Below are 11,906 nucleotides of genomic sequence, written 5' to 3'. Positions count from 1 at the left end.
TTTTTCATCATTTTCTCATCCTTTCTTAGATCTTTGATGGCACTGTTGAATCATAGTTTGCATAAGGCTTCCTAAAGCCAGGATAACATCCACATGTTGTTTTGTCAAGTATTTCTGCACTGTATTAAAGTTCTCTTTTCTTTTTGATAACTTCCCCTTTTTCATATTTTCTAATCTTTGTGGTAGTAGAATTCTAATTTATTGTAATGTATCTATTCAATGTTCCTCATTTCACTTTTTAGGTGGTTTCCTTAAATAATTTAAACGTACCTTTTCTCGGTAAGCTAAACCAGGGTTGTTAAATTGAGAACAGATTTAATACAAAAGGCGAAGCCTCTATTGACGAAAGATACAATATTATTGACTACATATATGTTGACTTCTTTCCAACCACATAACTCTCGCAAAATTGCACCTATTTCGAGTCGCTTTGACCCATAGAATTCTTTTCTTCTATATTTCGGTGCAAATACAACGTGATACTTACAATTCCATTTTGTGTGTGATAGACTATGAGTGTCATTTAGCGATGACATCTTTACCTCCTGTTGATGATAATGTTGCGTGGTTTCCAGACCTTTTTTATCATAACACGAGAGGCTGTTAGGTTCTCATCGCTAAAGCTAAACGGAACCCCCGGTCTAACCGAGGGTTTTCTAATACAACAAAAAAGGATCGAAGCGTAAAGCTCCGACCCTTTCAGACTATGCTAGTATGAAAGAAATATTTTATCGTCTGGAAAATTGACAGCCTATCACGAGAGACAATACCGAGAATGCAAGCAGAACGAATGCAACTAATAGATGACATGCTATAGCAATTAATTTAAACAAGATTTTTCCTAAAATAGAGATCACATTAATTAACAGTTTCATTTCTCCACCTCTTCCTTTGCATTGGGATTCTCGGACTGAAATACGCTTATTAATTCCTCGATGTCTTCCTTCGTCGCATATGATTTGGCGAACAGAAAGGCAGTCGATCGATAGGATAAAAAACGGTTTCTTTCTTTGTTTTTTTGCTTCCATTTCTTCGTTGCACGCATTTGGCTTTTAGATGTTTTCTTTTCCATTCTAAACTCCCTTGCTATGCAATTTTTCTATTACGTCTGATAGGATTCTACGATCTATAGGATTCAAATTTTCTTTATCTAAGTCCGTTGTTAGATCATAGATCGATTGAACTTTCGGATTGGCTTCTTCACCTTCCTGTTCGTTATATCTTTCGTTGTAGTCGTGTATATTTATTGCAATATTTCTAATCTTGAATATTTGACTTTGATTTGTATTTAAATCAGTTAGCCTTATTTTTTTCTTCGATTGTGGCTCAATTTTATAACCGTTTAAAGTCGATTCATTGTGTACCATATCGAAAATAACGGTTTCTATTTCGTCTATACTTTTCCCGGAAAAACGATTGTTTTTTTTAGGATTATTTTCATCATTAATAAATAACTCGCTTACTGCGTCAGGTATAAACTCTTTGTAATTATCTATTATACTAAGAGCTTCTTTAACATTAATTTTTCCTAATAAAAAAGACTTCATATCGTCTTCTCTTAAATTGTTTTTTATTTTTGTATAGTCAGCTACTTGACGTTCTTTTAATCCTATATTTTCAGCAATAAGCTTTCTAGTAAGTCCCTTTACCGATGGGTCTAGCTTTTTTAATTCCTTAATATACTTTTCTAGAAAAACTATTTCACGGTATTTATCTTGTACAGATCGATTATTTTCATCATGGTTTGATTGCACAACGGCTATTTTAGCTTTTATGAGATCTAGGGAATTTTCAATCGGGAACAGAATACAAGGTACCATTGCGTCACCATGTATTGCTATTTTTGCTCTGCGATGTCCATCAATAATTGTATATTTGCCACTAGGATTCTCATATACTAATAAAGGTTTTTGGATTCCATATTGATCTATACTTTCTCTAAGTTTTTCATCATCCTCCGGATCCCTTTCATAAATTAGATTCTCTGGATCGATTAGAAGATCCTCGGGATCTAAAAGAATAATATTATTTGTTTCATTCATGTTAAGTTCCTTCTCCGTTTATTATTACTGTAATTATATCAGATAAATGTGCAATGACACCTATCTATGAGAGAGAACTTATAGTTATATGAGCCTCGCTTAACGCAAGGCTCTTGTTTTATTGTTCACTACTATCAGTCGGTGCTGCTTCTTCAGGAGACGCGACGATTTCGTTTGTGTTTCCGTCTTTGTTTATTTCTTCTTCGATCTTTGTTTTAACTTCTGCAACTAAAGCCTTCTCTTCCTTAGTGAAGGAAGTTTCCTTGGCTTCAGATTGTACTACGGATTCAGATTCTCCATTGATTTCATCGGTGATTTGACCTTTTACATCGTCAATCAGTTTCTTTTCTTCTTCATCCTTTCGTTCCTCAGCTATTTTTTGTTTTTCTGTTTCGTCAAAAGTATATTTTTCCTTACCTTTTAAATCTTTTCCGTATAGTTGTACAACAACGACTCGAGATACACCGCTATCTTCGTAGTTGCCTACTCCTACGCCTACGTTCCTGTCATACTCATTATGCTTCATAACCTCATTGTGTACAGGAGAATTAATAAAGTTATCCAAAGCACGTTTCATTTCTGATTCAGATAAAGTCCCACGTATATTCTGAATATTTTCACCGGCAAAGTCGTTCATTTTCTTAATTGCATCGCCATTCGTTCGAGTATGGCTAATGGTTCCGGTCGTCATTTTTTCATATACAATTTCAGCAACACGTTCTTTTGCAATTTTGACTAGTTCTTTATTGTCTTTGACTTTAGGAAGCCCGTTTTCTTTTCTGTAGTTATTCAAAAGATCGAGATGTTTTTGAGCCATAGCCTCATCATATCGAACTTTAACAGTAGCGGTTTTTCCATCTTTTAATTTGACGGTTATCTCTTCATATACGATTTCAGGCGTTTGTTCTGGGCTTTCATCTTGTTCTTTTTTATCAGAGTTCTCACCTTTTGAATTGAAGAGCTTATCAAAAGCTTCGTTGTCTTTGCTTAGATCGTCATAGATCTTTTTGTTAGATTCTTCATCTTTCAGAATGTCCAGGAGATCTAAAGTGCCTTCTTCTTTTTCCTTGGGTTCTTCAGGTCTTGTTCCAGGTTCTTCTGTTCCAGGGGTTTCTACACTGAAATCAAACAGTTTATCAAATACTTCGTTATCTTTGCTTAGATCATCATAAATCTTCTTATTCGATTCTTCATCTTTCAGAATGTCCAGGAGATCTAAAGTGCCTTCTTCTTTTTTCTTGGGTTCTTCAGGTCTTGTTCCAGGTTCTTCTACAGCTTTCGAATCTTTAACTGTGTCTTCGTCTTTCGTTAAGATATTACGAACATAATAGGTTCTGCCGGAGTCATATGCTTCTAATAGATTCTTTAGAGCTTGTTCATTTACTCCTTCGTTAGAGTAAATTACGTTAGATAAAGAAATTTCTAAGCCATTAACTAAAGCAGTCTTCTGATTTAACTTTAAGTGAATAATTTTTCCATCCTTTTCAAGAATTAGGACGCCATCTTTAACAATTACTTTAAATCCCATTTTTTCTAAGTCTGCAATTTTCAAATACTTAATTCCATTAATTTGAATCTTCTTGTCATTCGCATTCACAGGAGCATGGTTGGCATACGCTACCCCTGCTGAAGAGAGCATAGTTGTAGCTAATGTTACGGACAATACACTTTTGACTAACATTTTCTTTTTCATTTTAAACCTCCATACGAAATGTGATTGAGTTATATCTTGGTTAGATGATATCATGTGCGATTGCACATATCAACTAAGATTTTGTAAATTCTTCAGATTATGTTTTTAATCTTAGTGTAATAAAAACGATTCAAGCTTCGTTCGTAAAGCTATCTCTTCAAAAGTGAATGGATAAAAGAGTCATTAATCATTTTCTTTATTACACTAAAAGGGAGTAAATTACTAAATATTTAGGTTCTATCTTGAACCTACATGAATTGGTCTATAAATTAAAATCAAACAATTCTTTGATATCCGTTACTTATGGTTTGATAAACTTTTCGAAGTTTATTTTAAATTGAGTCTGACCAGAATTATAATAAAAAAATAGTGCCGGTGTTTCCACCAACACTATTAACACTATTTAATATAGAATTTCCTCTTACTTTCCTACTCGAACTGTCATCAGAATATCATCAATATAGTCGTAAGCTTTTTCGAAGTTTTCCCTTAGTGCCTTATCTTGAATTTCCGCTGGATCTCCTCGGAAATCTGCACCGTAGTAGATGCCATCTTTATGAGCAAGGATCACAGGACCATTACACCAATCAGTCCTCGGATTTTTGACTTTTGAAAGGCGAAAGAGAAAACCATCGCCACCTATTTGTTCATTCGACTTTTCATAGAAACAAAGCTCGTCGTTTTCGAGCTTGTAATCAATATTTGCATCTTTCGGTAAAATAAAGGACATATCTATTTCCTTGATGTAGATCCGTTTCGCTCCAGGAATATCCTTTTGAGGATAGCTTCCGACGGTGACGATGCGCTCGTTTGGCATCCATTGGACTGAAAGCCCCGTCGCCTCCCCTAAGTAACGCGCCGGAATAAATGTGCGATTTTTTTCTAGATATGGCGCGACATCCATCGCCACATCTTTTCCGTTTTGACGATAAGATTTTATTCCGATCGTCATCACGACTTTTTCTTTACCTTTCGTTAAAGTTGCTTCCTTTTTATCTTGATTCCACGACACGACATAGCCTAATTCTTCAGTGACCGCACGCAAAGGAAGAAACGTTCGATTGTGACGGATAACGGGCATCACATCTTCTTCTAAGGGTTCCCGCCCATTAACGTAAACTCCAACGTAACGTCCAACAGGAGAAGGTCCCTTCGCCAAGGCTACTGAAGGGAGAAGCAATAAACATGATAACAATACTGCCATCTTTTTCATTAAAGGCCTCCTACACTCATTCATCTATGCATTCATCTATCTATACGTTAAGCTATCTATGGATCATATGCCATTATACCGAATAGCTTTATACTGACTCTCTACTTTCGATTTTGAACGTATTGTATGAGATACTCGATCATATCCATTTAATCTCGTTGCTTCATACAATACATAGTCCCCGTTGCTGTCACGCTTTTCAAATAACATAACGTGTTCTTCCGGATAATTCAGGGCATCTCCTGGTTGCAGACTGCTATACGAAATCCGTCTTGCCACATTTTCAATTGTAGTTGTGCCTCTTTTGGATGTTAGGCCCCAACATCTACTTACATATCCTGAGCAATCTAAACCAAAGGTATTTCCAACTTTGCCAGACCTTGTATTAATATTTCCTGCTCTACCACCATTATTTAACCCTCACAACAGAATTACACACTACTCCAACAATACAGATTAAAAATCACCCCCTATTAAAATTCCTAGTGCCAAAGCACTAAAAGGTTTTCCTCTTGTTTGATTATACAACCTCTTACCACGCCCCGCAATGTCTTTTTCCTGTCAATACTATAGGAAATCTCTAGATATGGACCCTTTCATCTACTTTCTGTCATATTAATGACTTACCAATTCACAAAACGCTCTTTATCTAGACAGCTTTTCTTACACCTTTTGATTTTCAATTTTCTTTAACGCTATTTTCTTTGCCTGCTCATAGCTAAGTTTTGTCTTATCTACTTTACTTAACTTTTCCAAAAACAAAGGCTGATAAACGTTAGCTTGCTCAATGAAGCTTTCCATCTCAATAATATTTTTAAAATCAGGCATTCCAGATTTTTTTCCTTGTAGGATCTCCTTATATAGCTTCTTCATATAGAGAATAACTTTATAGTCTCTATCGATATTTTCAAAATGGAAAATTTCTTCTAAATTAATTGATTTAGGAATTTTAAAGTACGTCAAACTATTAATCGTATCTAGATAAAAGTCTCGAAACCCTTCTTCCATCTTTTCTTTTTCTTCTTTTAGAGTATAGAACTCTTCGTCCAGATAATCTGAAATAAGCCCATATTTAATTTTCAAGTTTATTGGTCTACTCCAATATAATGTGCCTATCTTTTGAGCTTGAAAATAAATTTGAATTATATTAGATCTACTTTCAGTTTCTCCAAGTAATTGCTGAATCTTTGTTTCATAGACCAACTCTAGGGGCGTTACTAGCTCTAATATCATTTTTTCGTTTATACCTAGAACTATTCCTTCTTCATTTTTAAAGACTATTATAATTCTCGTTAGTTTCCCCATGAGATTTATTTCATAGGCATCGATGATCTCTTTTTGTTCTAGTTCTGTCTCAAAAGCTTTTAGATCTATCTTTTGACCTATTACATCATTCACCCTAGAAATAAAGTCGTTTATTGCTTCATATTTTATGGCATTAATTTCTTCTTCAAAGTTGACGATCTCATCGCTAAAAAGTGAATAGTTGGACTCTGTAAAGGTACTATATAGATCATTCAAAACTTCCTCATCTTCTATGAAAAGAAAATATTGGAAAAATCCCTTCAAATAAGATTCAGTGTCTGCGCCTATCTCTTTAACGATCTTCTCGATCTTCGAATCTTTCATGCTTGATCACCTCTTCATTTGTTTTCTCTGATAGTTCAAGCTTTCCAGTTTCCTTTAGTTTATGAATGTGTTGGGAAATATCCATGGAAGTTATATTTAGCTTTATAAAGTCTTCCAGGGACTGTTCTCTCCTTATATCTATGATCTCACCATTTAACTTTGTAATCAGCTCAGGATGATCCAGTAAACTACAAGATATATCTATTTTTCGTTGACCATCAATTTTTTTGGTTAAAAGGTGAACATCTTCCAGGTCGGTAAAGTCAATATCTGAATAGCCTTGAGAAGCAATACAAAAATCTGATAATTTTTCTTTAGCTTCCTCGAGCGACTGATCGAATAAAATATCTCCATCATTAAACTTTAGGTTAATCTCTGTTAGTCTATTCATCTTCTCGACATATTCCTCCTCATTTATAAATGGTTTTAAAACTTCTTCTTTCGCAGTTTCCAGGTTTCTTTGTTGTTCTTTTAATCGCTCGTCGGTACTCATAATTAATTCCTCGTAATACTCCGGGGCGGTCATGTTTTTTATTCTTGTAATGTTCCAATGCCCCGCTTTAGAAGCAAGTTCTTTGTAGCTACGTTCCTCCCCTGCAACATTTAAGACGTATTGTTTGTCAATAGGACTGTAGTCTATGGAGATCTTAAAGCCTTTATATTCTGCGAATGGCCCACTTTTCTTTATACTCTCCTGATAAGACTCTGCAAAGGCTTTTGCGGCGTCTTTCTCATCTTGATAAATAACTCCATTAATTTTCATTTCAAAAGGCTTATTTTCGCTCCTACGAGCTCTTTCTAAATCCATTTTTATATTATTCATGTTATTTTCTAGTTTTCGCATAGATTCAGGATATGCACTTGCTATTTGTTGTTTTAGTTGATTGATATTTTGCAAGTAACCCGCCTTTTCAATGCTTAATCGATTAACATCATTTTCGAGTTCCATTTTTTCTTTAATCAAAGGATTATTGGCACATAAAGCTTTTATCTCCGCATAGTTCAAAGTGATTTCATCTACATCTTCAATAGATCGAAGAGCCGATTCTTCTGTCATTAATTGACTGATGAACCGTTGCTTATTTTCTAAAATTTGATACATATAGGCATCGAATGTTCCTTCGGTAATATAAGTGTATTCGAATACTTCCTTATTTTCATTTCCTTGTCTTACCATGCGACCAAGCCGTTGTTCTCTATCTGCCGGTCTCCACGGGCAATCTAAATGGTGTAAGGCGATAGCCCTGTCTTGCATATTCGTACCGGTTCCCATTTTTTGAGTAGTACCGATGATGACTCTAACATCGCCTGAACGAACCTTCGCAAATAGCTTTTCTTTTTCTGCAGGAGTATTGGCATCATGTATAAAGGCAATTTCTTGGCTTTTGAGACCTTTTTTAATGAGTTTTTCCTTAAGATCATGATGAACATTAAATTCATCTTTATTCGGAACAGATAAATCAGAAAATACAATTTGTGTGGATTTACTATCCATAGTTTGATTATAGATTTCTACAATCTTATCGACGCAAGCATTCACTTTACTGTTGTCTTCATCTGGCAGCATCGGGTCAAATACCCTTTGATCAAGTGCCAGTTTACGCCCGTCGTTCGTGATCTTTAGCATATTGTCAATTCTAGGATCAATCCCGGATTTTACCTTGTCAGCTCTGGAAGAGAGATCTTCGATAATCTCTTTTTGTAATTCGCTAGGCTTTACCTTTACTACTTCAGACTTTAGATCAGGAACCGGCAAATCTAAGCTTTCAGGCATCTTTATATCTGCAAAATTTAAAAATTGTTTTTTTAGTTCTGGCATATTATTGAATCGATTAAATTTTGTTTTCATCTTATAGCTTGTACCATCGACCGATAGTTCAAGCACATTTTTAATCTCTCCAAAGGTGGAAGCCCAAGCGTCAAAATCCAATAATCCGGTTCGGACAAGATCTTCATTGTTCAAATACTTTTGCATAACAAAAAGTTCGCACATAGAATTTGAAACAGGTGTCCCGGTTAAAAAAAGAAGACCTTTACGACCGGTCTTCTCATCTAAATATTTAGTTTTCATATAGAGGTCATATGCCTTTTGAGACGCACTATTGCTAATTCCACTTACTCCTGTTAAACTCGTGGGAATTTGTAAATTCTTGAATTCGTGAGCTTCGTCCACAACTAGCTTGTCAATTCCCATTTCCTCAAAGTTGACAATATCATCACGGCGTTTTTCTTTCATTAACGCCTTTATTTTCGACTCTAGTTTTTTCTTCTTTTGCTGTAATTGCTTGACGGAAAACCCTTGTGTGTATTTATTGCAAGAATTTAGTTTTAGATCGAGTTCTTTCAATTGTTCTTGTAGGAATCTTTTTTCATATTCTTGCGACACGGGAATCATACCGAACTGACTGTGTCCTACAATAACGGCATCATAATTTCCACTGGCGATTTTCGCCATTAATTTATGCCTATTCTTTTTTTCAAAATCCTTTTTTGTCGCCACAAGGACCTTTGCGTCTGGATATAATTTTAAGAAGTCTCTACCCCACTGCTCCGTTAAGTGATTGGGTACGGCGATCATAGCCTTAGATGATAGACCTAAGCGTTTCGATTCCATTATGGCTGCAATTGCAGAAAAAGTCTTACCTGCTCCAACTGTATGAGCTGCCAACGTATTTCCGTGGAATATTGATTTGGCTACTACGTCTTTTTGATGTGGACGCAAGCTAATAAGCGGATTCATGCCGCTAAACGGAAGATTTTCTCCTGTATACTTTCGAATAACTATATTGTTAAATCGCTCATTATAGATCTTTTCTAATTCACTTGTCCTTTGAGGATCACTGAAAAGCCAATTCGCAAATTCTTGCTTCATGTATTCTTGCTTTTGTTGTACCAAAATCGTTTCTTTTTTGTTTAGTACTTTTTGTTCCTTGCCATCGACATAAATTGTATCTTCAATTTTTAATCGTTCATTCTGATTAAGTGTTTTCTCCAAAATATGCCACGAGTTCATACGACGGGTGCCAAATTTAGTCGTACTATAAACGCTCCAGTCATTCCCTTTATCAGGTACATACCACTTCGACGTGGCTTCCGAAAATTCAATCCGCTTACTTCCACCTAACACTTCTCTACAGAAATCAGAAATATACCTCTCAGGAATCCATGTAGAGCCTAGCCTAAAGCTTATATCTTTCGCTTTAATTGCTTCAGGTATTGCTGATTCGAGGGCTTCTATCATCGATTTTCTTTCCTCTACTGTAAAAGAGTCGATATTTGCTTGGAACGTTTCTATTTTTTTGCGAATATCACCGGATAAAAAATCTTCACGATATACTAATTCTCCTGTACCTCTCTCGCTTTTAAAAGCCAGCTTTTTCTCTAAAAGATCGTTTTTAATTTCTGCGGAATCTCTTCCCATAATTTCAGACATAAAATTCAGATCAATTCTACCTTTGTGATTGAGAGAAAGAATGACAGCATCTACCAGATCTTCTGTATGCTCAGGAACTTCTACTCCCTTAATAACACGTTCTCTGAAGACATCAGCCTTCTGTTCAAACTTACCGTCATTATCTAATTCTTCTAATGCTAGAAGAATGGCAATGGAGTCGTCTCCTCTGAAAGCTTTAATCTTCGAAGGTTCATTAATGCGACCGTGCTTTTCGACAAATTCATCATATACACTATTGAGCTTTTCCATTTGCTCATCGATCGCTTTACTATCGAAATTATTATATTCCAGGTAATAAAGTTCTTTAACTGTATCACGTAGCTCGATCATACCGCTAAGCAGCTCGACATCTTGTGAGATCTCTTCGACGACGTTTTCATTCTTGTAGTATATTTTATCCCCTACTTTACAGTAGGTGTAATCCTCTACATCAGACAAATCAGGCAGTTCCGCTGTAATTTGATTTTCTTCTTTTTTAGGTTCGATCGACCGTTCAATTGGCTCTTGGTATATATCTTTAGGGAGTGTTTTTATTGCCTCTTCAAAGAGTGCTGAAAAATCTTTATCGTCTAGTTGGCAAGTAGCCACCTTTCCAAAAGGTCCAGAACGCTCTACCATTGTTCCCATTATCATTTCAGGATGTTCCACGAAATATCGGTTTAGAGATATTCCATTTTCATCTCTTGCCAATTCAGTCCATGAGCGATCACTATTTTCTACCTTTTGAAAAAATAAAATATCGGAAGTGACAGACGTTCCTGTCTGCTTAAAGGCTTCTTCAGGCAGTCTTATAGCTCCTACCAATTTCGCCCGATCTGCCATATAGTTTAAAAATTCGCTATTTGTCTTATCCATTGTGCCTTTTGAGGTTATAAAGGCAACAATGCCACCATCATGGACTTTATCCAAAGACTTCGCAAAAAAGTAATCATGAATCAAAAAATTCTGCTTACTATAAGCTTCATCGTACAGCTTGTAATTTCCGAATGGAACATTGCCAATTGCAATATCATAGTGGTCATCTTCTAGCTTCACATCTTCAAACCCTGAGACTTCAATAGTAGATTCCGGATAAAGTTGTTTTGCTATGCGACCGCTTAGCGTATCTTGCTCTACTGCATGAAAGGACGACGGTTCTAAGCTCTTTGGCAAATTGCCTATAAAGTTTCCTATACCTGCACTTGGCTCTAAAATATTCCCACCTTTAAAGCCCATATTTTCTAAAGCACTGTAGATTCCATCGATAATCCCATTGGACGTGTAAAACGATGTTAATGTAGACTCCTTAGCGGATTCATACTCTTCTTCCGATAAATATTGTTTAATTGTTTCTCTTGAACGCTCCCATTGTCCGCCTTTTGTTTCATCAAAAACATCTGCAAGACCGCCCCAACCGACATAGCTTCCTAAAATTCTTCGCTCGTCGCTTGTAGCATATCGATTTTCGCTCTCACATCGCTTGAGGACTTCTAAGGCTTTAATATTATTTTCCAGTCGCACAGAAGGCGGATCAAAATCCTTAACTAAATCGAAGCTTTGTTTCTCATCTTTTACGGAAACATTTTGTACTTCACGAACATTGAGTTCATATTTTTCAGCACTGGCTTCAGTAAACTCATCTAGGATATTTCCTGTATAGCTTCGATCGGTTAAATCTACGAGGGCAGCTTCAATATCAGCATAACTTTCATAATCAAAATCGTTATTATTAATCCAATAACCGTTATACAGAAAAACCGATTTTAGTTTTTGTTTATCTAAATCTAGGAGAAGATCTGTCTCATATCCCAAACGACCATTTACACTATCTTTAATAAGGCTTGGCTCTTTCAGAACACCTTTCGGTATTTGTTTTCGATTGAGTAAATAGAAGTT

General features: G+C 35.8%; 6 protein-coding genes and 1 pseudogene. All 7 read right to left on the bottom strand.

Annotated elements, in window-relative coordinates; all coding sequences use genetic code 11:
• Nucleotides 1–371: 371 nt before the first annotated feature.
• A pseudogene (locus tag ACLUJM_RS10945) lies at nt 372–536 on the bottom strand (transposase); the annotation flags it as partial.
• 335 nt (nt 537–871) lie between these two features.
• Nucleotides 872–1,072 carry a hypothetical protein gene (locus ACLUJM_RS10940; protein ID WP_296154520.1) on the bottom strand — a complete coding sequence of 67 codons (201 nt, stop codon included), beginning with the start codon at nt 1,070–1,072 and terminating at the stop codon, nt 872–874.
• Nucleotide 1,073: 1 nt separating this feature from the next.
• Nucleotides 1,074–2,042, bottom strand: coding sequence for a ParB/RepB/Spo0J family partition protein (locus ACLUJM_RS10935; RefSeq protein ID WP_412412812.1), 969 nt, complete (start codon nt 2,040–2,042; stop codon nt 1,074–1,076).
• A gap of 118 nt (nt 2,043–2,160) precedes the next feature.
• Nucleotides 2,161–3,735: a CAP domain-containing protein gene (locus tag ACLUJM_RS10930; protein ID WP_068455153.1), complete on the bottom strand. Its 1,575-nt coding sequence runs from the start codon at nt 3,733–3,735 to the stop codon at nt 2,161–2,163.
• A gap of 421 nt (nt 3,736–4,156) precedes the next feature.
• Nucleotides 4,157–4,948, bottom strand: coding sequence for a copper amine oxidase N-terminal domain-containing protein (locus ACLUJM_RS10925; protein WP_068367206.1), 792 nt, complete (start codon nt 4,946–4,948; stop codon nt 4,157–4,159).
• Between the two features lie 663 nt (nt 4,949–5,611).
• Complete coding sequence (locus tag ACLUJM_RS10920; protein WP_311445159.1) at nt 5,612–6,577, bottom strand: hypothetical protein; 966 nt, start codon at nt 6,575–6,577, stop codon at nt 5,612–5,614.
• A complete protein-coding gene (locus tag ACLUJM_RS10915; RefSeq protein WP_412412811.1) occupies nt 6,546–11,822 on the bottom strand; it encodes an SNF2-related protein in 5,277 nt (1,758 codons plus the stop codon). The genes ACLUJM_RS10920 and ACLUJM_RS10915 overlap by 32 nt, the downstream gene beginning before the upstream one ends.
• Between the last annotated feature and the right edge of the window lie 84 nt (nt 11,823–11,906).

Source organism: Finegoldia sp. (genome assembly GCF_046991905.1).
GTDB lineage: Bacteria > Bacillota > Clostridia > Tissierellales > Peptoniphilaceae > Finegoldia.
The sequence above is the reverse complement of the archived record's forward strand: the minus strand, read 5'-3'. Positions and strand labels throughout refer to the sequence as shown.